This is a genomic window from Cyanobium sp. WAJ14-Wanaka (assembly GCF_024345375.1).
In the GTDB taxonomy this organism is placed as follows: Bacteria; Cyanobacteriota; Cyanobacteriia; order PCC-6307; family Cyanobiaceae; genus Cyanobium_A.
This window is the reverse complement of the sequence record NZ_JAGQAZ010000001.1, coordinates 174,875-195,390: the sequence shown is the minus strand read 5'-3', so window position 1 is coordinate 195,390 and position 20,516 is coordinate 174,875. Positions and strand designations below refer to the sequence as shown.

Sequence of the window (20,516 nt, the reverse complement as noted above, 5' to 3'; positions counted from 1 at the left end):
GCCTCTATGCGGAATGACTATGAGTTAGACCCATCCTAGGGGCCAGGCCCCTTATAAATGCCAGCCTAGGAGTTGGTCGTAGACTTGCCCCACCACGAGATCTCCATGGCCGCAGGCGATCTGGCCACGGAAGCTATCCCCGCCAGCGCCCAAAATGCGGGCCAGCTGGCGATTGTTTTGCATGCGCACCTGCCCTACGTGCGCAGCAGCGAACCCGGATCCCTTGAGGAGGACTGGTATTTCCAAGCCCTCCAGGAGTGCTATCTGCCGCTCTTGGCCGTGCTTGAAGCGGCGGCGGCCGACCCCAACCAGCGCGCCCGGCTGACCCTCGGGCTCTCTCCAACCCTGCTGTCTCTTTTGAGCGACGGGGGCCTCAATGGCCGTTTCCAGGATTGGCTTGAACTGCGCCTAGGCCTGCTCAAGCAGGCCCCAGCCGAGCTGGAAGCGGCGGCGAGCCACCTGGCCCAGCAGCTCGAGGCCACCATCGAGCAATGGAACTCCTATCAAGGCCGGCTAATTCCCCGCTTCCGCCGCCTGCAGCAGCTGGGGGTGCTGGATCTGATCACCTGCGCCGCCACCCATGGCTACCTGCCCCTGCTGCGTCAGGTGCCGGAGGCAGTGCGGGCCCAACTGCGCACCGCGACCAGGGAACACGAGCGCCTGCTCGGGGAAAGGCCCCTGGGGATTTGGCTGCCCGAATGTGCCTATTTCGAAGGGCTGGATCAGGAGTTGCTGCATTGCGGGCTCCGCTACTCGATTCTTGATGGCCACGGCCTGCTTCATGCCTTACCCCGGCCCCGCTACGGGGTCTATGCCCCGATCTGCTCCCCTGGCGGCGTTGCCTTCTTTGGCCGTGACAGCCGCTCCACCCTGCCGGTCTGGAGTGCCCGCGAGGGCTACCCAGGCGATGGGGTCTACAGGGAATTCCACCGTGATTTGGGCTGGGATCTACCGGAAGCCCAACTAGAGGAACTGGGAATCGCCTGCCGCAGGCCCCTGGGCCTCAAGCTGCACCGGGTCAGCGGCCAGGACTGCCCCCTCGAGCACAAGCAGCCCTACGAACCCGCCGCCGCCGCCGCCAAGGCCGAGGTCCATGCCGCCGATTACCTTGCCGGCCGCCGCCGGGAATTGACCGAGCTGGGCAGTTCGATGGAGCGCAGCCCCCTGCTGGTCGCGCCCTTTGATGCCGAACTCTTCGGCCACTGGTGGTTTGAAGGGCCCCAATTCCTGGCGGCCCTATTCCGCCAAGGGGCAGGCGAAGGGATTGAGCTGGTCACCCTGCGGGAGGCCCTGGGATCCGGCGGCGGGCTGCAGGTCTGTCGCCCCTCGCCCAGTAGCTGGGGCCAGGGGGGTTACCACAACTACTGGCTCAACGAAACCAATGCCTGGGTGGTGGCCGAATGGCAACGGGCCTCAACGGCAATGGTGCGGCGCGTGAACACGGGCGTGGGCAGTGCCCAGCAACTGCAACTGCTCAACCAGGCCGGCCGCGAATTGCTATTGGCCCAAAGTTCCGACTGGAGCTTCATCCTGCGGGCCGGCACCACCACCGAGCTGGCGAGGGAACGGATCAACCGCCACCTGGATCGCTTTTGGCGACTTCTAGATGCGATCGAAACCGACACTGAACTTGGCGAGGAATGGCTTGAGGCCGTCTGCGATGAGGACGGACTATTCCCCACACTTAACGCGGCCGACTGGCTCAGCCTGCCTTCATAATTGGCTATGCCTAATAACTGGCTATGCCTAATAATTGGCAGAAAACTTAAATATCTATCCGCAAACAACCGCGATTATTTGCCTGTTGCCCAGTGGGCTCCAAGATGTCGCCATGGGGATCGGCGATCACCTCAACGCCATGACTGCCAGCCCCTAAATCCAGGGGCAATTTAAAGTTTTCAGCCTCGCCGGCCGCAAGCCAAGGAATTCTTAGGTAGCGATGGGAGTTGTAGTGGTCGTCGACAACCACCGCCACGCCCACATCACTGACATCCAATTGGCCACGATTATGTAATTCGAACTCCAGCAGGCCAGGAGCTCTACCGCCTGAATTGGCCGGGGTCCAACCCAGGGATTCGATGGCCAAATCACTGGCTAGATAGCTAATCGAGTGAAATGGATAAATCACCAAGCTATCTAGACCGAGCAAAATGCTCCCCACGTGTTCATGGTGCAGATGGCCGCCATGGCGCAGGTCCTGGCTACAGCCATGGAGGTGGAGATGTTCACCAGCAACTGGCACGGTCAGCCGGCCTGATTCTGGCTCGGAATCCCAAAAGCCACAGCAATCCCAGCCCGGGCTTGCCCCCAAATTGCTGATCCCGGCAGCCTGATCCCAATTTGCATCCCCCACTCGAAAATGCTTAAGGGCGGCATAAATACTGCGCCCATCTTCAGCGGTTGGCTGGGAATTGGCGATGGTGAATGCCCGATTGCGCCGTCGCTCGCCCATGCAGAGCTTGGATGCCACCGTATAAACCAAGCTGCTCCAGCGCGACACCAACCGCAGCCCATAGACGGGCGCCGGCTCGAGTCTTTGTTCGGCGATCAACAGGGAAATGGCCCTGCCGACCACTGCCATTAGGGGCTCCCCTGGCTGGACCTGCAGTTCTGCCAAGTCAGCCGAGCTGAGGGGATGGCGCAGGTCAGTTGCATCGGCACTGAAACAGGCGTAGGGGAAGTGGTGCAGTCCCTCTCCAGGCAGCAGGCGTTCCACGCCGCCCCCCTCCGGTTTGGCCTTAAAAACCTGGGATTGGTTCTGATCAGAGTCATAGAGAAAGGCCAATTCACCGTTGTCGTAACTGGTGGTGGTACCCATCCCGAGCACATCGCCCTGCAGGGGAATCCGCTCTAAAGGCAGGTGCTCGCGCACATCACCCTCGATCAAATCGCTGATGGTGTTGGCAATCCAGAGATCGGTCATGGGGGCAATCCTGGGTATGTCAGGGGCTGAGCAAGCGGGTAAGCAGGGCCCACTCCCTGCCCTGTTGTTGCATCAGGCCCCAACGCACGCTCCAGGGAGCCGCTAGGAACAAACGCAGCATGGCGGCCACCAGTTCAGGCAGGCTGAGGGTGTTGGTTAAAAAGCCATACCACTGCTCCTGCGGCAACTGGAAAAAACTGTCGAAAAACTGGCGCAGCTGGGCCTCCGGGTAACGCATCAACTTCTCCAAACCAAAGCAGTAGAGGGCGTGCTTACGCCGCAACTCCAGTGGCCAGAGGGCTTGCCAAGCGCTAGCCGCCACCTCGGCCCCATCCAGCAGGGAATCGCCACCCGCCGGATTACGCAGGGCCGTGGCAATCGCATCGGCCAGGCCCGGTGCTCGGCGCAACAAAGCCCCAACCATGTAGCCAGAGGCAGGGTGCACCATGCTTGCCGCCCCCCCAAAGCCCACAACCCTCTGGTTCAAATCGGGCAGCGGCAGATTCATCGGGAATAGGCAAAATTCCTCGTGGCAAACAGTTTCGATGGCGATCCCGCCGTGGGCCAAGCGCCGCTGCAACCGTTCCTTCAACACCTCAAACGGCACTGGTGGAGCCAAGGCGAGGGAGGTTTCCTCCACAAAAAACAGCCCTTCCCCCATATCCATCGCATACAAAAAGGTCGGAGGGCCGCAGCGTTGTTCAGCGGCGCTGAGGTGGTCGCTGCGGTAGTCCATCAACACAAACTCCCCGGCCCTAACCGGTGGAGCAGAGAAGCTGCCCACCACTCCGTAGGCCCCCTGGGCTGCCACTGCTCCCCCATCTGGACGTTGCACAAAGGCGGCCCGATGGCCGCTGGCATCCACCACCAAACGGGCCTTGAGCTCCACTCCCCTGTCGGTAGTCACCGTGGAATGGCTGGGGGAATGGTCGATCGTCGCTGCCAGGCCCCGATGCCAGGCCATGGCCCCATGGCTGCAGCGCCCCAACCAAAAGGCCTGCAATCGCTGCTTGTCAAAGAGGCCGTAGTCCACCTGGTGCAGCAGGGGCTCAACCGAACTGGCGAAATAGCTGCGCGTATCGCTCCAGCGGTGGCCCAGCAGCCCCCCCAGGCCAAGGCGATCAACCTCTGGGCCCCAGATCCCGTAGGTATTGGGCCAGGGTTCAGCTGGATCAACTGGGGAAAGGCCCTCCACCACTAGGCCACGATCAACCAATTCACTGGCGATGGCCAGGGCCGCAGGCCCTGAACCAATCACCAACACATCCACCTTCACGCCTCCGGCGCGACCGTGGCTTCAACCTCGACAACGGGCTCCTCCTCCTGCGCCGGCGGCACCAGGACCACCTCCGAGAGCCGGTCGCCCGCATCCAGCTTCTGCAGCCTGACGCCCGTGGCGGCCCGGGACTGCTGGGGAATCGCATCGGCCTGGGTGCGCACGATCACCCCCTTTTCACTTACCAGCAGCAGTTCCTCACCAGCACCCAGGACCTTGAGGCCCACCAGCACATCCCCGTCGCGGCGGAACTTCATGCAGCGCAGGCCCATACCGGCCCGCTTTTGCAGCCGGAATTGATCAACGGGCACCCGCTTGCCCAGGCCACTGGCTGAAGCCACCAGCACCCAGGGACCATCGGCGCTAACCGCTTCTTCGACCTCGTCGTCGGGCCCATCGAGCGCCGAAGCTTCGTCGTCGCCGGAGGCATTGGCGACCCGATCAGCCAGCTCGGCCGGCAACACATCCATGCTGACCAGCTGGTCACCGTTGCGCAGATTCATGGCCCGCACCCCGCGGGCTGTGCGCCCCAGGGGCCTTAGCTCGCTGTCGTTGAGGCGGAAATGGATCGTCATCCCCTTCAGGGAACCGATCAGCACGCTGTCACCGGGCAGGGCCAACCGCACCCAGGTGAGGGCATCACCCTCCTCCAGGGAAATGGCAATCAGGCCATTGGCACGAATGTTGGCGAAGGCAGAGAGGCGGGTGCGCTTCACATAGCCGCCGCTGGTGAGCATCAACAACACCCCGTCCTCTTCGAAGGCACTTACGGCCAGCAGCGAGGTGATCTGCTCTTCCCGGGGAATCGGTAGCAGCTGCACGATGGGAGTGCCCTTGGCAGCCCTGCTACACATCGGCACCCGATAGGCAGGCACTGAATAGACAACACCCCGATCACTAAAGAGGAGCAGTGAATCGTGGTCGTTGCAGCTGATAAACAACCTGACAGCCTCCTCCCCCTGGCTCTTGGTGCCGGCCTTGCCCCGGGTGCCCCGGCTAGTCGCCTCAAACTCATTCACCGGCATCCGCTTGAGGTAACCGGTTTCGGTAAGCAGTACCACCGAGCGCTCGTTGGCGATCAGGTCGATATCCTCCAAGCCACCCTCGAGGTCGAGGATTTCGGTGCGGCGGGGCGACAGATACTTGGCCCTAATCGCCTGGAGCTCATCGATGATGATTCCCAGCACCCGTTCCCTACGGCCAAGAATGTCCTTGTAGTCGGCAATCTTGGCAACCAGATCCTCGTGTTCCAGGCGAATCTTGTCGGCCTCCAGAGCCGTCAGACGCCGCAGCTGCATCTGCAAAATTGCATCCGCCTGGACATCGCTCAGGCCATGGCGCTCCTGTAGCTGCAGGCGGGCCGTGGCAGCATCTGGGGCAGCCCTGATCAGGGCGATGATCGGATCGAGCTGATCGAGTGCCAGCAACAGGCCCAAGAGGATGTGGTCGCGCTCTTCCGCCTTACGCAACAGATAGCGGGTGCGCCGCTCGATGGTCTCGACCCGGAAGTCGAGGAAGACCCTCAACATTTTGGCCAGGGTGAGCAGCACGGGCTCACCCTTAACCAGGGCCAGCATGTAGGCGCTGAAGTTATTTTGGAGGGGGGTGAGCTTGAAGAGATTGTTTAGAACAACTTGGGGATAGGCATCGCGGCGCAGTTCAATCACGATGCGCATGCCATCGCGATCACTCTCATCGCGAATGTCGGCAATACCCTCCAGCTTTTTATCGTTGACCAGTTCAGCAATACGCTCTATTAGGGAGGCTTTATTGGTTTGGTAGGGCAATTCGGTGATGATCACCGCATCCCGATCTGGCCGTCCCTTCGCCTCCACCGTTTCGATCGAGGCGACACCCCGCATTGTCACCGAGCCGCGGCCGGTGGTGTAGGTCTCGCGAATACCCCGACGACCCAGAATTTGCCCACCGGTGGGAAAATCAGGGCCCGGAATAATTGCCATCAATTGCTGATCATCAATCTCAGGATTGGCGATCAGCGCCAACATCCCGTCGATCAACTCGGTGAGGTTGTGGGGCGGAATGTTGGTGGCCATCCCCACCGCAATGCCAGAGGAGCCATTCAGCAAGAGCTGGGGGATGCGGGCCGGCATCACGGTGGGCTCCTGCTGGGAGCCGTCAAAGTTGTCGGCGTAGTCGACGGTTTCGGCTTCGATGTCCTCCAGGAGGGCATCGGTGGTGAGGGCCTGCAACCGCGATTCGGTGTACCGCATCGCCGCGGGGGGATCGTTATCCACCGAACCGAAATTGCCATGCCCATCGATTAGGGGCATGCGCATGGAGAAGTCCTGGGCCATCCGCACCAGGGCGTCGTAGACAGCCGTATCGCCGTGGGGGTGATACTTACCAAGCACCTCCCCCACCACACGGGCACATTTGCGGTAGGGGCGATCGCTGGTAAGACCCAGCTCATACATCGCGTAGAGGATCCGGCGGTGCACCGGCTTGAGGCCATCGCGGGCATCGGGCAGGGCCCTTCCCACGATCACACTCATCGCATACTCCAAATAGGAGCGCGACATTTCATTGCGCAGGTCGGTCTGGATGATCCGTTCGTCGGAGTCACCGGGATTCCGTTCGCCGGGACCGGTTGGATCCGCCATGTATCACCGCCTTATGCAATGGATAGTTTATCGAAAACCCCTTAGCCTGCCGAAATCAGCCCAGCCGTGAGCTTTCCCGTACGCACTGAGGCGCAACTGCGCCAAAAGCAGGAGCGCGGTGTGCTCTCGGTTTGCTCCGCCGCAGAATTTCGCAAACTGGTGGCCCAGCACGGCATGGCCCCCGCCTACGCCGCCACAGACGTGGTGGTGGCAGCCGATGCCTGCTTCACCGACCAGGCCAGCCTGCACCTGGGCCTGGGGGCCAGCGAGCCCCCAATTCGCTTTCGCCAAGCCCTGGTTGGCGGGGTAAGTGCGGCCACGGGCCACGGCAGCAGCGAACTGGTCTTGGCCATCGGCGGTGGCCTGGGGGAACCGAAACGCCTCGGCGGAGCCCAGGTCTTAGCAGCCCTAATCGGGGGCCAGCAGGTGAGCATCGATGCCAGTGGCGAGGCAACTGCCCTCCACCCCCGCCGCGAACTGCACAGCCAGATCCAGCTCGAACAACTTGCCACCGGTCGGCTGCTGTTGCACCGCGCCATCGCCGAAAACGGAGTGGTGGCGGTCAGCAGCGCCGAAGGTCTCACGGCCAGCCCCTATGGCCCCCTGCTGGGCCCCTTTGCCAATGCCCTCTACAGCTGTGCCGGGGCGGGCAGCATTGGCCTGACCATGCCAGGTCTGGCGCTCTTGGGCCCTGGCTCCCCCGTGCTGGTGGGCGGCGCCATCGGTTGGGTGGTGGGCAGCGGCAGCGGCCACCAGCCCAAACCCAAGCGCCAAGCCAGTGGCCATGCCCTGAGCCCCGGCTGCAGCGCGGCGGTGGCGGTGGATCTCCATCCCCTGCGGAGCCCATGGGTGCGGGCCTGTTTTTTTGAGGGCCATGGCAGCGCCCTACTGATCGCCACGGCAGTGCCCGTGCCCCTGATCAATAGGAAAGTTGCCGAACAGGCCGCAGCAGACAACGCCAGTCTGCAGGCACCAGTGCTCGATCTAGCCCTGCCCAGGCGGCTCAAACCAAACCTGGGCCTGGCCAGCTACGACCATCTGCTGGGCGGCCAACTGGAGCTAAACGGGCAGCGGCTCAGCTGCGCGCCTGCCCATAGCCCGAGGTTGGCGGAGGCCCATGGCGAGGAATTGGCCCGCCAACTGCGCGATGGCCGCTTCCCCTTACGGCTGCCCCCAATCCCCCTGGGCCAGCGCCCTTCCCTACTGGCTCTCGATGACTAAGCCCCCAGCCGCTGAAAGACCCAGCTCTCTGCTCAAGTTGATAGGTTGGCCCGAATACGGAATATTCAGGTGGACATTCAGCTCGGTCGCTCCCGCACTGTTCGTCGCGCCTACGGCATTGACGAAATTGCCCTGGTGCCAGGCGGCCGCACCGTGGATCCAGCAGTCACTGACAGCAGTTGGAGCCTGGGGGGACTGCAACTGGAGATCCCGATCATCGCCAGCGCCATGGATGGGGTGGTGGATGTGGGCATGTGCGTTGAGCTGACCAAGCTGGGCGCCCTGGGCGTATTGAACATTGAGGGTGTGCAATGTCGCTACGACGACCCCAACCCCGTGCTGGACAGGATTGTCGCCGTGGGTAAAGAGGAGTTTGTGCCCCTAATGCAGGAGCTCTACAGCCAGCCTGTTCGCGAAGATCTGATCCGCCAAAGAATTGCAGAAATCAAACAGGGGGGAGGAATTGCGGCCGTCAGCGCCACCCCCGTGGCAGCGATCAAATTTGGCAAGGCCATTGCCGAGGCCGGCGCCTCCCTGTTCTTTGTGCAGGCAACGGTGGTCAGCACCGAACACATCGGTCCGGCCGGCCAGGAGAGCCTTGATCTCGAGGCCCTCTGCCGCGACTTCGGTGTGCCGGTGATCATCGGCAATTGCGTCACCTACGACGTGGCCATCAAATTGATGCGAGCCGGCGCCGCAGGCGTAATGGTGGGCATTGGCCCGGGTGCCGCCTGCACCTCCCGCGGCGTTTTGGGCGTTGGCATCCCCCAGGCCACCTCCGTGGCCGACTGTGCCGCAGCTCGCCAGGATTACTTCGAGGAAAGTGGTCGCTACGTGCCGATCGTGGCCGATGGCGGCATCGTCACCGGCGGCGACATCTGTAAATGCTTGGCCTGCGGGGCCGATGCTGTGATGATTGGCTCACCTATTGCCCGCGCCCAGGAGGCCCCAGGCCGGGGATTCCACTGGGGCATGGCCACACCTAGCCCCGTGCTGCCCCGCGGCACCCGCATCAAAGTGGGCACCACCGGCAGCCTGAAAACAATCCTGCGGGGCCCAGCTGGACTCGACGATGGCACCCAAAACCTGCTGGGTTGCATCAAAACCTCGATGGGAACCCTCGGTGCCCGCACCATTAAGGAGATGCAAAAAGTGGAGGTGGTGGTGGCCCCATCCCTGCTCACGGAGGGCAAGGTGTATCAAAAAGCCCAGCAGCTAGGGATGGGCAAGTAAGGCCTATCTTTAGTTTGTGGGGGCTTCGGCCCACACACTCCTCACACCCTCCGGCCCGGCGCGTCCGGGCTTTTTGTCTTCTTCCAGCTGCAGCTGCCCCTGAACTGGCTTGCAACTGGCTGCAAATGCAACGCTTGAAGAGAAGCGCTGGTAGGCGCAAGGCAACGTTGCTAGATTCCAATAACCCGTATCAACGCAAGGATGTCGAGCGCCGCTGCAGTTACCGACGCTTCCTTTGAGCAGGACGTGCTCAAAAGTGATGTGCCCGTATTGGTTGATTTCTGGGCGCCTTGGTGCGGTCCTTGCCGCATGGTGGCTCCAATCGTTGACGAAATTGCCAAGGAGTTTGAGGGCAAGATTAAGGTCTTCAAGCTCAATACCGACGAAAGCCCCAACGTGGCCAGCCAGTACGGCATTCGCAGTATCCCCACCCTGATGATCTTCAAGGGAGGCCAGAAGGTGGATACGGTTGTGGGTGCCGTGCCCAAGACCACCCTCTCCAGCACGATTAGCAAGTACCTCTAGAAAACCTGCCCTGGGCGCCCTAGGGCCCCGAAGCCAGAGCAGCAATCCTGATGCGCCCCATCGGCCTAATCGATTACGGCATGGGCAATCTGCACTCCGTGAAGCGGGCCTTTGAGCGCTTGGGGGCAGAGGTGGTGCCAATCCGGGCCGGCGCCGCAATGGAAGGATGCGCCGGCCTGGTATTGCCAGGGGTGGGCGCCTTTGATCCAGCCATGGAGAGACTTGATCAAAGTGGTCTGGCCACCGCCATTCACCAGTGGTGCGGGGCAGGCAAGCCGCTTTTGGGCATCTGCCTTGGCCTGCAGTTGTTGTTTGAAGGCAGTGATGAGGGTTCAAGGGAGGGTCTGGGGCTGCTCAAGGGAAAGGTCGTGGCCCTACCCCGCAAAAGTGGCCACCCCATTCCCCACATGGGCTGGGAGCCCCTAATCCCAGCCCAGCCCAGCCCACTTGTGCCCAGCGGCTGCGAAGAAAGCTGGATGTATTTCGTGCACTCCTATGCCACCGTGCCTGCGGAGCCAAGCTGCACGACGGCCAATGTGGCTTTTGCCGGCCAAACCGTCACCGCAGCGGTCTGGCAAGACGCGATTGGTGCCTGCCAATTCCACCCGGAAAAATCCGCCGAGGCGGGCGAAGCCCTGCTGATGCGCTGGCTGGACTGGCTCAACAGATGACACTGCCCCACCCATGACCCTCCGCCAGCCATGACCCTGCGCCTCAGTGGCGGCCGCAAACTGCTCAGTCCACCAGGGCAGACCGCCAGACCCACCACCTCCAGGGTGCGCCTGGCGGCGATGAACCTGCTGGCCCACGACATCCCAGGGTGTGGCTGGCTTGATCTCTGCTGCGGCAGTGGGCTGATGGCATGTGAAGCCCTACAGCGGGGCGCCCAAAGGGTCGTAGCCATTGAGCAAGACCGCCAGGTTGCCCGCATTGCCAAGGCCAACCTGGAAACCGTGGCCCAGGGCCTGGGCCATGGTCCCAAGCTGCAGGTTGTGCAGGCCGAAGTGCTCAGCTGGCTAGGGAAGGGCAAGGCTGCCGAGGGTTGCCAATTTCAGTTGATCTATGCCGATCCCCCATATCAAGCGGAGCTGTACGGGCAGATCGGGTCAGCTGTGCTGAAGGGAGAGTGGCTCAGCCCGGGCGGTTTGATGGTTTGGGAGTGCTCCAGCCGGGCCCTGCCGGCAGTGCCCGAAGGATGGCTGCTCGAGGATCAGCGCAGCTATGGCACCACTAGCTTGATGCTGCTTAAAAGAGCGAATTAAGGGAGACAGCCCCCCCAAACGCGGGATCTAGGCCGAATCTATTTCCCCGAAAATTCAGCTATCGAGCAGGGTGCCCCGGCGGTACTGGTTCCAGGCCGCTACAAATAGGCCCAACATGGTCACGGGAATCAAACCGAGCACGATGCCGCATAGCAGGGGTTCGATCATGGAAAAACAAGGGGCTTGCTCAGAACACAATTCTTCCACGCCCCACACCCAAAACGCGAGAGAACGCCACCAACTGTGACCGCAGATTCGACCCTCAAGGATGGTTCCTCCGGGCGCAACAGCCTGATCACCGGGCTGGTGGTTGCTGCTGCCGTGGCCTGCATCGTGGTGCTGGCCGTGGTCATCTCGGCCACCCGAACCGACCCCTACACCCGCCAAACCCTGGAACTGCACGGGTCAACCGAAAATGGCAACACCCTCTTTTTAATCAATTGCGCTGGCTGCCATGGCATTGCCGGCCAGGGGGTGGTAGGGCCCAATCTGCATGGGGTATCAGCCCGTAAGAACCAACGCCAGCTGATCCAGCAGGTTGTCAGTGGTCGCACCCCCCCGATGCCCCGCTTCCAACCAGAACCCCAGGCCATGGCTGACCTGCTGGCCTACCTAAATGGACTGGTCTGATTCCGTTCCACGGGCCCCAAAAACCGTAGTGGTAGTGCTGGTGGAGCCGGCGGGGCCCCTGAATGTGGGCAGCGTGGCCAGGCTCTGCGCCAATTTCGCCATGGCTGAGCTCAGGCTGGTGAATCCCCGCTGTAACCACCTGGGCGAAGAGGCTCGCTTGATGGCGGTCCATGGCCGCGGCCTGCTGGAGCAGGCCCGCTGTTTTGACCAGTTGGCGGATGCCCTGGCCGATTGCCGCAGGGTGGTGGCAACCAGTGGCCGCTGCGATGGCGAACCCCTGCCCCTGCTCTGCCCCGACCAAGCCCTCGACTGGTTGCTGGGATCGAGCCAGTCAAGCCAGGCGAGCCAGGCAAGCGGTTCCTCAGAGGGCGCACCTTTGGCCCTGGTATTTGGCCGGGAAGATCGGGGCCTCAGCAATGCGGAATTGCTCCAGGCGGGCTGCCTGCTGACCCTGGGCACGGGCCCCGCCTACAGCTCCCTAAACCTTTCCCACGCCGTGGCCGTGGTGTTGCACAGCCTCCATCAAAAACTGGAGGCCCCTGGCCCATCGGCCCTACCGGGGCTGGATCCCTGCCTACGGGAAGAATTTGAGGCCCTGCTCCTCGATGCCGAATCCCTGCTGATGGCTGTGGGCTTTCTCTATCCCCACACCGCCCACGCCAGGTTGGCCAAGGTGCGTCAGATCCTGCAAAGGGCCCAGATCAGCAGCGGGGAAGTTGCCCTGGTTCGCGGCATGGTGCGCCAGTTGCGCTGGGCCAGCCAGCGGAACGGCATCGGCCAGACCCCTTAGCTTCGGTCGGAATAACTTCTCTGACCTGTGACGGCAAGCCGTTCACCACGCAATCCCAAAAACCGCTGGGGCCAACCCCTGCAATTGGTGCTGCGGCTGGCCGTCATGGGCATTGGCCTGGGCGTGATTGCGGGCACCAGCTTGAAACTGCTGGCGCCCCACCTGGCCAAGGGGGGCATCAAAACCCCCAAGGTGGAAGCGGCAAATCCGGTGGTGGCCATAGGCAACCAGGGGCTCAGCAGCGGCCGTTTTGAACCTCGCCAAGAGCTGACGGCCCTCAGTAATCGCTGGGCCGAGCTGGCAGCAACCCAGCCAGATCTGGCTGCCAGTGGTTATTTGTTGGTGCTCGACGACGGTCGCTTCGCCCAACTGCAGCCAGACAAGCCCCTGCCAGCTGCCAGCTCGATTAAGACCCCGATCCTCCTCTTGGGATTGCTGCAGCTGGACTCCGGCTCCCTGCGCTGGAACGAACCTTTGCCCCTCACCAAAGAGGTGATAGGTGGCGGCGCGGGCTGGATGGCGAGCCGCCCCTTGGGCACCCGCTTTCCCTTTTTCGAAGCCGCCACCGAGATGATTCGGGTGAGTGACAACAGCGCCACCAATCTCCTAATCAAGAGGCTTGGCGGCAAAAAAATTGCCAATGGCCAGTTTGCGGCGCTTGGGCTGCCCGCCACGGTTTTGCGCAACTGGCTGCCCGACCTAAATGGCACCAACACCACCAGTGCCAAGGATCTGGCCAAGGCGATCGCCCTGGTCGACACCGGCCAAAAGCTGAGCCCGAGGGCCCGGGACCTTTTTCGCGAAATCATGGGCACATCGCGCACCAACACCTTGATTCCGCTGGGATTACTGCTGGGCCTGGGCCGTGATGCGCCCGATCCCGATGCCGCCTTAAAAGAATTTGGCATCACCGTTCTCAATAAAACCGGTGACATCGGCATCGCCTATGCAGATGGGGCTCTAATTGAGTTGCCTACGGGGCAAAGGGCCGTGGCCGCATTCATGGTGAAGGGTCCGTTCAACGATCCCCGTTCCACCGATCTGATTCGTGCCATGGCAGGGGAAGTGGCCAAAACCCTGGTGGGCCGCAAATGAATTTCATCCCATGGGGAAAGGCCGCTCTGCCGCTGTTGCTGGCATTCCTAACCAGCCCAGCCCTGGCCGACCCAGCAGCCCTGCAGGGCAACCAAAAGTTGCTGCGTAGGCAAACCGTTGCCCCCTTGCCCGGCGGCCTCGACCAGATTCTGGTGGTCAACGACAACAACCCAGAGCTGATTTCAGGCCCGGGGATCCTGCTCTCCACCTTTCCCCGCCAGGGACGCACCAATCCAGGGGCCCACCTGGATGTGGCCCTAAACGGCCGCTTTGACCTGTTCAGTCACCACGTATTTGCGGGTAAAACCGACAGCCTTGATTCCACCCTTTGGCTTGGGGTGATCGCCGCCCCCCGGGGTCCAAAGCCGGTGAACCTGCGGCTTATCGCCGGCTCCACTGCCCTTTCGCAGTCGGTGGATGGCATCCAGCCGGGGGCGCCCTTCCTGCCCCTGCCGGCCCTGATGCGCCAAGAGAGCGTGCCGGTCTATTCCGGCCCGGGCAGCCGGGTTGCCACGGAATTGCTGATGCGCCAGAGCGGGGCCCCCTTGCCCGAGGGCTGGACCCTCCCCCCTGGCCAGCCCACCAGCCTGCTGATGCTGCCGATTCCGGTGCGGGGCCTTGATCCCCTCCTCAATGGCCGCAACCTGCAACTGCGCCTCGAGAGCAGTGGCCCGATCAGCCTGGCCACCCTGGCCGCCTTTGGCGAAAACAACACTCCGCCAGGCCCGGAGGTATGGCGTCAGCTGCTCGAAGGCGACCTAAGCCCCAAGGAGCACGCCCCTTCCCCCCGCGGCACAAAGGGGCCGATTGTCTATTCACGGGTCAGTGGCGTGCAGGTGGGCAGCACCTGGACTGGGCGCATCAGCGATCCAGGCAAGGCCTGGCTAAGCGCCAGCCGCGCCCCTATTTCCTGGCCAATTAGCAGCCTTGAGCGGGGCAGCCTGGGTACCGGCCAAGTTCAAACCGCCGAATTGAAAGCCGCCTATCCCGCCACCGCCTGGGCCGCCCACGGCAATTACGGCATCGAATACGACCTCAGCCTGCCGTTGCGCAACGACCTGGCCGTGCCCGTGGTGCTGGAACTAGCCCTGGAATCGCCCCTCAAAAGTGATGCTCCCCAAAACGGGCTGCGCTTCAACAGCCAGCCCAGCAAGGCGGTGATGTTCCGCGGCACGGTTGAGGTTTTAGGCCTCGACAATGGGGAAGGAAGGCCCAGCGGGCGGCAACGCTTCCACCTGGTGGAGCGGGCTGGCTCCCAGGGACCGGTGCTCGGCCAGATCAGCCTGGCCCCCAAGGCAGAGCGGCTGGTGCGCTTTCGACTGATCTATCCAGCCGACGCCACCCCCCCCCAGGTGCTCAGCCTCCTACCGGTTGTGAAACAATCCGAACTTTCACCAGCAGATCGCCCGTGACTCAAGCCCGCAAGCGCCGGGTCTTCCCGTTCACCTCGATCGTGGGACAGGAGGAGATGAAGCTGGCCCTGCTGCTCAATGTGATCGACCCCCGCATTGGCGGCGTGATGATCATGGGAGATCGGGGTACGGGTAAATCGACCACCATTCGGGCCCTGGCTGACCTCCTGCCGGAGATCGACGTGGTGGAGGGAGATCCCTACAACTCCTCCCCCACCGATCCCGACCTCCAGAGCAGTGAGGTGCGGGCCCGGGCCGAACAGGGTGTGACCTTGCCCGTGGAACCCCGCCAGGTGCCGATGGTCGACCTACCCCTAGGCGCTACGGAAGATCGCCTCTGCGGCACCATCGATATTGAAAAGGCTCTCAGTGAGGGCATTCGCGCCTTCGAGCCAGGCCTGCTGGCCAAGGCCAACCGGGGCCTGCTCTACGTGGATGAGGTGAACCTGCTCGACGACCACCTGGTCGACGTGCTGCTCGATTCGGCCGCCTCCGGCTGGAACACCGTGGAGCGCGAAGGGGTGAGCGTGCGCCACCCGGCCCGCTTTGTGCTGATTGGCTCGGGCAACCCTGAGGAGGGCGAACTGCGCCCCCAGCTCCTGGATCGCTTTGGCATGAGCGTGGAAGTTCGCACCGTTAGGGAACCAGAGCTGAGGGTGCAGGTGGTGGATCAACGCACCAGCTTCGACAACGACCCCGACACCTACAACGACGCCATGCAAGCCACCCAGGACGCCCTACAGGCGCGGGTGGTCGAAGCGCAAAACCGGCTTCCCCAGGTGCAGATCGACGCCGACCTACGCATCCGCATTTCGGCGGTGTGCGGTGAACTCGATGTGGACGGCCTGCGGGGTGACATCGTCACCAACCGGGCAGCCCGGGCCCTGGCCGCCTTTGAGGGCCGCAACGAAGTGGAAGTAGACGATGTGGCAAGGGTGGTGGCCTGCTGCCTGCGCCACCGCCTGCGCAAGGACCCCCTAGAGCAAATCGACTCCGGTGATCGGGTGGTAAAGATGTTCTGCAAGGTGTTTGAGCGGCCAGACAGCGGCGATCGCAGCGCCTTTGAGCTGGCCATAGCGACCTGATCCGTAGCGGCCTGGCTAGCCTGAGGTCAGGCGAAGCTGAGCAGGTGGAGGAGAGCAGCAAGAATCTCCGCTGGCGTCAGCGACTGGAGAGCCTGCAGCGGGCACTTAAGCAGCTGAAGGCGGCCCTTGCGGCTCTCGCCAACGACCCAAGCAACGACGTGATCGCGATCGCCGTGATCAAGGCGTTCGAGTTCAGCTTCGAGCTGAGCTGGAAAAGTCTCAAGGATCTGCTCCAACATGAGGGCATCGATGCGATGCTCCCGCGTGAGGTATTGCGCCAAGCCTTCGCCTACGGGCTACTGCCTGAGGGTCAAATCTGGATCGACATGCTCGAGCAACGCAACCTGATGGCTCACACCTACGACGAGCAACGAGCCCGGCAGGCGACGGCCATGATCCGTGAACGCTTCGCGCCGGCTCTGCTGGAGCTGGCTTCGGCACTGGAGGAGCGGCCGTGAACAGCAGCCACAAGCTGGGAGGTCTGCCCGTCAGCACCTGCGAACAGATTGGGGCTGTACTGCGACGCTTTCCCCAAATCCGCTGGGTAAAGCTTTATGGATCACGCGCCCTCGGCCGTGAACGCCCAGGCTCCGACATCGACCTAGCCTTCAGTGCTGCAGAGGATTGCAGCGCCGCCCTAGCCGGCGCCCTAGACGACTTGCCCATTCCCTACACGGTGGATGTGACCCACTGGGAAAGCCTCCACCACGCAGGCTTACGGCAGCACATCGCTGCCGCCGGGGTGCCCTGGCTGGGAGTGCAGCAGCCACTCAGCAAACCGGCTTCTTATTGAACCCATGCGGATCCTCGGCATCGATCCCGGCCTGGCCCGCGTGGGTTACGGCGTGATCGACGTGGCCGGGGATGGGGCCCAACGCCAGCAGAAGATGCTCGATTGCGGCATCATCCGCACCGACCCGGGCCGCAGCGAAGGGGTGCGAATGGTGGAAATCGCCCGGGATCTGCGCCAACTGATCCGCGCCTGGCGGCCGGAATTGGCCGTGGTCGAAAAGTTTTTCTTCTATCGCTCCAGTACCACCATCTCGGTGGTGCAAGCCCGGGGCGTGGTGATGATGACCCTGGCTCGTTTTGGCATTCCGGTGGCTGAATTTCCACCGATGCAAATCAAGCTGGCCCTCACCGGCTCCGGCCATGCCCAAAAAGACGAGGTCTTGGACGCGGTGATGCGCGAACTCGACCTCGAGCATCCACCCAGGCCCGACGATGCGGCAGACGCCCTCGCCGCGGCCCTAACTGGCTGGTACCAGCGGTGATCGCCCAAGCTGAGCCAGGCAAATCAGGGCTGCGCCGCTACTACCGCCAGAGACGCCAGGAGCTACTGCTCGAGCTTGAAACCAGAATTGGTGACGAGGTGGCAAAGGCGCTTCCCCGGATGCTCCCCTCGCTGCTGCCCTCGCTGACTCCCTCAGGAGATGGGGCTGGCCCTGAAGATCATTACCTGGGGGTTAGCTGGCCCCTGCCGGGGGAGGTGGATTTACGGGGATTGGCGGGCGTCAACTTGGAGGGCGGAGGCTTGGCGGGAGCTGGCTTGGCCCTACCCGTGATCACCCAGGGGATTGATCAAGGGCTGGTGATGGCCTACAGGTCCTGGAAGGTGGGCGATCCCCTGGCAAAGGATGGCTGCGGCATTCCGGCCCCACTGGGCCCCAACCTCGAGCCCGAATCGATTGGCTGCCTGCTGGTGCCTGCCCTCGCCCTGGATCCCCGGGGTATTCGCCTCGGTTACGGCGGCGGCTGGTTCGATCGCCTGCGGGCCGACAGCCGCTGGCGAAGGATTCCCGCCTATGGGGTGCTGCCCGGCGGCTGCATCCACCCCCAGCTGCCAAGGGATCCCTGGGATGTGCCCTTCAACGGCTGGATAGACGAGGTGGGGTTGCACCTTTGCCCCCAAACTTGACAAAACCTTTACAGGTCGCGCGCTAAGCCGCTCCATTTGGCAAGATCGATGGATTGCTCACTGCGCGCCGTTGGACCTTTCAGCCCCCCGTCCCATCGGAGCCGCCTCAGGACCGGAAAGGGTCCTGGCCTCGGAGCTGGAGGGGCGTAGCCTCAGCAACGACGCCCTCTCGATGATGGTGAGCTCGATGGTGCACATGGTTCAGGCTGGAAGAAGCAGCGATAGCCGTTGGCAAGCTTCCTGAGGGCAGGCCCCGTTGCGGGTGGTCCGGGTGCGATTAAACGCCAATGATCAGCACCGGCAGCCCAAATCTAGATCGAATGGTGGAGCGGCTTGCCGCATCCAGCGATCCCAAACGGCGCTACGAATACGTGCTTTGGCTGGCCAAAAAGTTGCAGCCCCTGCCCGATGAATTTCGCCACGAAGCCTTCATGGTCAAGGGCTGCGTTTCCCAGGTCTTTGTGGCTGGGCAGTTACTGGAAGGCAAACTGCACTGGCTAGGTGACTCCGATGCGGCGATCACCAAAGGGTTGCTGGCCCTACTGATTGAGGGGCTCGAGGGCCTAACCCCCGAGCAGGTGGCTGCCATCGACCCCAGCTTCATTGCCGCCACTGGCCTGCAGGCCAGCCTTACCCCCTCTCGCTCCAACGGCTTTTTAAACATCCTCAAGCTGATGCAGTCCCAGGCCAGGGGCCTGCAGGGCTGAACCGCCGGCCGATTTCTAGGATCCAGCGAACTTGTGGCGATAACCCATGACCATCGGCATTGGCCTGCTCGGTTTGGGCACCGTGGGCGCCGGGGTGGCCGGCATCCTGGCCAGCCCCGCCGGACGCCATCCGCTGGTTGCTGAGCTGGCCCTCAAACGGATAGCAGTTCGAGATTTGAACCGGCCGCGGCCCATCGACCTTCCGGCCGCCATCCTCAGCACCGATGCCGAGGCCGTGGTCGACGATCCCAGCGTCGACATCGTGGTGGAGGTAATGGGTGGCCTCGAGCCAGCCCGCAGCCTGATCCTGCGGGCAATTGCCGCTGGCAAGCCGGTGGTAACTGCCAACAAGGCCGTAATCGCCCGCTACGGCGAAGAAATTGCCGCCGCCGCCGCCGCCAAGGGGGTCTATGTGCTGATTGAGGCCGCCGTGGGCGGTGGCATTCCGATCATCGAACCCCTGAAGCAATCCCTGGGGGGTAACCGCATCACCAAAGTGAGCGGAATCATCAATGGCACCACCAATTACATCCTCAGCCGCATGGCCGATGAGGGTGCCGCCTACGGCGCCGTGCTGGCCGATGCCCAGGAGCTGGGCTACGCCGAAGCCGACCCCGCCGCAGATGTGGAAGGAGCTGACGCGGCCGACAAAATCGCAATCCTCACGGCCCTTGCCTTCGGGGGCAGTGTGCCGAGGTCGGCCATTCCCACGGAGGGAATCAACCGGCTCGACGCCCGCGACGTGGGTTACGCCGCCCAATTGGGCTATGTGGTGAAGCTCCTGGCCGTGGCCGAAAACCCAGGCGGTGCGGCCAATTCAGCCCAAAGCGCAGCCAGCCAGGCCCTGGACGTGAGGGTTCATCCCACCCTGCTACCTAAATCCCATCCCCTGGCCGGCGTAAATGGGGTCAACAACGCGATCCTGGTGGAGGGCGATCCCGTGGGCCAGGTGATGTTTTATGGCCCTGGCGCTGGAGCCGGGCCGACCGCCTCAGCGGTGGTGGCAGACATCCTGAACATCGCCGGCATCTGGGCAGTGGCAAGGCCGGGGGTGGCAGGGCCGGGGGTGGCAGGGCCGGGAGCTTCCGGGGCTGGAGCGGCCCTCGACCCCCTGCTGGCCGCCAGCCGCTGGAGGAAGTGCCATCTGATCGACAGCGCCCAAACCCGCCATCGCAACTACATAAGGCTGCGCACCAGTGATGAGGCTGGGGTCATCGGCAAGATCGGCAGCTGTTTCGGTGCGGCGGGGGTTTCGATTCAATCGATCATGCAATTTGAAGCCCAGGGGGAGCGGGCCGAGATCGTGGTGATTACCCACGAGGTGTTGGAGGCCAATTTCCGCCAGGCCCTGCTTGCCATTGAGGCCCTGGCCGATGTGCAAGCGGTTGAGGCCTGCCTGCGCACGCTCTGAATAATCTTCAAATCCTGGCCAACTGGCACGGGGGGCCCGTAGAGGTCCAGAATTGGTGTACAAATCTGAAAGATTCCTTAAGCCTCAACCGCAGACTTACCGGTCCCAAGGCGCAGCAGCAAGTTCCGATCCCCGCTGCACTCCCCAACCCATTAAGCCCCCTTTTTTTCTGCATGAGTTCCATTTCCTGCCCCAGCCAGATCAAGTCGCTCCACCAGGGCGCTTGCGTCACTGTTGATGCGGACGACCAGCTGTATCAAGTAATTGGCGTAGACGACAGCCACAACCGTTGCTGGTTGCGCCGCTGGCCCCTGACCCGCTCGGGTTCTGAGGTCTTTGAAATCTCCTTACAACGGGTCCAGCCCGAGCGTCCCCATCGCCCTTGAATAGGGGTTCTTCCCTGGGGT

General features: G+C 62.8%; 23 protein-coding genes. 19 read left to right on the top strand and 4 right to left on the bottom strand.

Translation table 11 applies throughout. The annotated features are described in order from the left end of the window. The first annotated feature begins 105 nt into the window (after positions 1 to 105). Entirely contained in the window at positions 106 to 1,719 is a 1,614-nt protein-coding gene (locus KBY49_RS01185; protein ID WP_254932952.1) for a 1,4-alpha-glucan branching protein domain-containing protein, read from the top strand. A gap of 46 nt (positions 1,720 to 1,765) precedes the next feature. Here KBY49_RS01185 and KBY49_RS01180 read toward each other — a convergent pair whose 3' ends face one another. Genes KBY49_RS01180 through gyrA form a run of 3 tightly spaced genes read right to left on the bottom strand, consistent with a single transcriptional unit; the run spans position 1,766 to position 6,820 of the window. Then, the gene (locus KBY49_RS01180) at positions 1,766 to 2,923 is read right to left on the bottom strand and encodes a CARDB domain-containing protein (protein ID WP_254932951.1); all 1,158 of its coding nucleotides are present in this window, start codon (positions 2,921 to 2,923) and stop codon (positions 1,766 to 1,768) included. A 19-nt stretch (positions 2,924 to 2,942) separates the two neighbouring features. Then, positions 2,943 to 4,199, bottom strand: coding sequence for a lycopene beta cyclase (crtL, locus tag KBY49_RS01175; protein WP_254932950.1), 1,257 nt, complete (start codon positions 4,197 to 4,199; stop codon positions 2,943 to 2,945). Then, on the bottom strand, positions 4,196 to 6,820 hold the full coding sequence (gyrA, locus tag KBY49_RS01170; RefSeq protein WP_254932949.1) for a DNA gyrase subunit A: 2,625 nt from the start codon (positions 6,818 to 6,820) through the stop codon (positions 4,196 to 4,198). The genes crtL and gyrA overlap by 4 nt, the downstream gene beginning before the upstream one ends. Before the next feature lie 66 nt (positions 6,821 to 6,886). Here gyrA and KBY49_RS01165 point away from each other — a divergent pair, with 66 nt between their 5' ends. The 5 genes from KBY49_RS01165 (at position 6,887) to rsmD (ending at position 11,061) form a co-directional block, all read left to right on the top strand. After that, a complete protein-coding gene (locus tag KBY49_RS01165; RefSeq protein ID WP_254932948.1) occupies positions 6,887 to 8,041 on the top strand; it encodes a homocysteine biosynthesis protein in 1,155 nt (384 codons plus the stop codon). Positions 8,042 to 8,110: 69 nt separating this feature from the next. Beyond that, a complete protein-coding gene (locus KBY49_RS01160) occupies positions 8,111 to 9,274 on the top strand; it encodes a GuaB3 family IMP dehydrogenase-related protein (protein ID WP_254932947.1) in 1,164 nt (387 codons plus the stop codon). Between the two features lie 201 nt (positions 9,275 to 9,475). After that, on the top strand, positions 9,476 to 9,799 hold the full coding sequence (gene trxA / locus KBY49_RS01155) for a thioredoxin (RefSeq protein WP_254932946.1): 324 nt from the start codon (positions 9,476 to 9,478) through the stop codon (positions 9,797 to 9,799). A gap of 50 nt (positions 9,800 to 9,849) precedes the next feature. Further along, entirely contained in the window at positions 9,850 to 10,470 is a 621-nt protein-coding gene (gene hisH / locus KBY49_RS01150; protein ID WP_254932945.1) for an imidazole glycerol phosphate synthase subunit HisH, read from the top strand. Between the two features lie 30 nt (positions 10,471 to 10,500). After that, entirely contained in the window at positions 10,501 to 11,061 is a 561-nt protein-coding gene (gene rsmD / locus KBY49_RS01145; RefSeq protein WP_254932944.1) for a 16S rRNA (guanine(966)-N(2))-methyltransferase RsmD, read from the top strand. A 54-nt stretch (positions 11,062 to 11,115) separates the two neighbouring features. Here rsmD and petG read toward each other — a convergent pair whose 3' ends face one another. Further along, positions 11,116 to 11,229 (bottom strand): cytochrome b6-f complex subunit V, encoded by a 114-nt coding sequence (petG, locus tag KBY49_RS01140; RefSeq protein WP_254932943.1) that lies wholly within the window; start codon positions 11,227 to 11,229, stop codon positions 11,116 to 11,118. A 75-nt stretch (positions 11,230 to 11,304) separates the two neighbouring features. Here petG and KBY49_RS01135 point away from each other — a divergent pair, with 75 nt between their 5' ends. The 13 genes from KBY49_RS01135 (at position 11,305) to KBY49_RS01075 (ending at position 20,495) form a co-directional block, all read left to right on the top strand. Then, on the top strand, positions 11,305 to 11,691 hold the full coding sequence (locus tag KBY49_RS01135) for a cytochrome c (protein WP_254932942.1): 387 nt from the start codon (positions 11,305 to 11,307) through the stop codon (positions 11,689 to 11,691). Then, positions 11,678 to 12,481 (top strand): RNA methyltransferase, encoded by an 804-nt coding sequence (locus KBY49_RS01130; RefSeq protein ID WP_254932941.1) that lies wholly within the window; start codon positions 11,678 to 11,680, stop codon positions 12,479 to 12,481. Before KBY49_RS01135 ends, KBY49_RS01130 begins: the two co-directional genes overlap by 14 nt. 27 nt (positions 12,482 to 12,508) lie before the next feature. After that, complete coding sequence (locus tag KBY49_RS01125; RefSeq protein WP_254932940.1) at positions 12,509 to 13,576, top strand: serine hydrolase; 1,068 nt, start codon at positions 12,509 to 12,511, stop codon at positions 13,574 to 13,576. Then, positions 13,573 to 14,988, top strand: a complete 1,416-nt coding sequence (locus KBY49_RS01120) for a DUF3370 domain-containing protein (RefSeq protein WP_254932939.1) — start codon at positions 13,573 to 13,575, stop codon at positions 14,986 to 14,988. Before KBY49_RS01125 ends, KBY49_RS01120 begins: the two co-directional genes overlap by 4 nt. Further along, positions 14,985 to 16,073: a magnesium chelatase ATPase subunit I gene (bchI, locus tag KBY49_RS01115; RefSeq protein WP_254932938.1), complete on the top strand. Its 1,089-nt coding sequence runs from the start codon at positions 14,985 to 14,987 to the stop codon at positions 16,071 to 16,073. The genes KBY49_RS01120 and bchI overlap by 4 nt, the downstream gene beginning before the upstream one ends. A 44-nt stretch (positions 16,074 to 16,117) precedes the next feature. Continuing rightward, positions 16,118 to 16,531, top strand: coding sequence for an HI0074 family nucleotidyltransferase substrate-binding subunit (locus KBY49_RS01110; RefSeq protein WP_254932937.1), 414 nt, complete (start codon positions 16,118 to 16,120; stop codon positions 16,529 to 16,531). Next, complete coding sequence (locus tag KBY49_RS01105; protein WP_254932936.1) at positions 16,528 to 16,866, top strand: nucleotidyltransferase family protein; 339 nt, start codon at positions 16,528 to 16,530, stop codon at positions 16,864 to 16,866. The genes KBY49_RS01110 and KBY49_RS01105 overlap by 4 nt, the downstream gene beginning before the upstream one ends. Positions 16,867 to 16,870: 4 nt before the next feature. After that, a complete protein-coding gene (ruvC, locus tag KBY49_RS01100) occupies positions 16,871 to 17,347 on the top strand; it encodes a crossover junction endodeoxyribonuclease RuvC (protein ID WP_254932935.1) in 477 nt (158 codons plus the stop codon). Next, complete coding sequence (locus tag KBY49_RS01095) at positions 17,344 to 17,991, top strand: 5-formyltetrahydrofolate cyclo-ligase (RefSeq protein ID WP_254932934.1); 648 nt, start codon at positions 17,344 to 17,346, stop codon at positions 17,989 to 17,991. The genes ruvC and KBY49_RS01095 overlap by 4 nt, the downstream gene beginning before the upstream one ends. 70 nt (positions 17,992 to 18,061) lie before the next feature. Beyond that, the gene (locus tag KBY49_RS01090; RefSeq protein ID WP_254932933.1) at positions 18,062 to 18,235 is read left to right on the top strand and encodes a hypothetical protein; all 174 of its coding nucleotides are present in this window, start codon (positions 18,062 to 18,064) and stop codon (positions 18,233 to 18,235) included. Positions 18,236 to 18,278: 43 nt separating this feature from the next. Next, the gene (locus KBY49_RS01085) at positions 18,279 to 18,698 is read left to right on the top strand and encodes a SufE family protein (protein WP_254932932.1); all 420 of its coding nucleotides are present in this window, start codon (positions 18,279 to 18,281) and stop codon (positions 18,696 to 18,698) included. 46 nt (positions 18,699 to 18,744) lie between these two features. After that, positions 18,745 to 20,109 carry a homoserine dehydrogenase gene (locus tag KBY49_RS01080; RefSeq protein WP_254932931.1) on the top strand — a complete coding sequence of 455 codons (1,365 nt, stop codon included), beginning with the start codon at positions 18,745 to 18,747 and terminating at the stop codon, positions 20,107 to 20,109. 173 nt (positions 20,110 to 20,282) lie between these two features. After that, complete coding sequence (locus KBY49_RS01075; protein WP_254932930.1) at positions 20,283 to 20,495, top strand: hypothetical protein; 213 nt, start codon at positions 20,283 to 20,285, stop codon at positions 20,493 to 20,495. The last annotated feature ends 21 nt before the right edge of the window (positions 20,496 to 20,516 follow it).

Bases quoted from the DNA above. Each gene is read 5' to 3' on its own strand.
- KBY49_RS01130 (WP_254932941.1), top strand. From the start codon at position 11,678: ATGGACTGGTCTGATTCCGTTCCACGGGCCCCAAAAACCGTAGTGGTA.
- rsmD (WP_254932944.1), top strand. From the start codon at position 10,501: ATGACCCTGCGCCTCAGTGGCGGCCGCAAACTGCTCAGTCCACCAGGG.
- KBY49_RS01075 (WP_254932930.1), top strand. From the start codon at position 20,283: ATGAGTTCCATTTCCTGCCCCAGCCAGATCAAGTCGCTCCACCAGGGC.
- KBY49_RS01085 (WP_254932932.1), top strand. From the start codon at position 18,279: ATGATCAGCACCGGCAGCCCAAATCTAGATCGAATGGTGGAGCGGCTT.
- trxA (WP_254932946.1), top strand. From the start codon at position 9,476: ATGTCGAGCGCCGCTGCAGTTACCGACGCTTCCTTTGAGCAGGACGTG.
- KBY49_RS01120 (WP_254932939.1), top strand. From the start codon at position 13,573: ATGAATTTCATCCCATGGGGAAAGGCCGCTCTGCCGCTGTTGCTGGCA.
- hisH (WP_254932945.1), top strand. From the start codon at position 9,850: ATGCGCCCCATCGGCCTAATCGATTACGGCATGGGCAATCTGCACTCC.
- KBY49_RS01180 (WP_254932951.1), bottom strand. From the start codon at position 2,923: ATGACCGATCTCTGGATTGCCAACACCATCAGCGATTTGATCGAGGGT.
- petG (WP_254932943.1), bottom strand. From the start codon at position 11,229: ATGATCGAACCCCTGCTATGCGGCATCGTGCTCGGTTTGATTCCCGTG.
- KBY49_RS01080 (WP_254932931.1), top strand. From the start codon at position 18,745: ATGACCATCGGCATTGGCCTGCTCGGTTTGGGCACCGTGGGCGCCGGG.
- KBY49_RS01185 (WP_254932952.1), top strand. From the start codon at position 106: ATGGCCGCAGGCGATCTGGCCACGGAAGCTATCCCCGCCAGCGCCCAA.
- ruvC (WP_254932935.1), top strand. From the start codon at position 16,871: ATGCGGATCCTCGGCATCGATCCCGGCCTGGCCCGCGTGGGTTACGGC.
- gyrA (WP_254932949.1), bottom strand. From the start codon at position 6,820: ATGGCGGATCCAACCGGTCCCGGCGAACGGAATCCCGGTGACTCCGAC.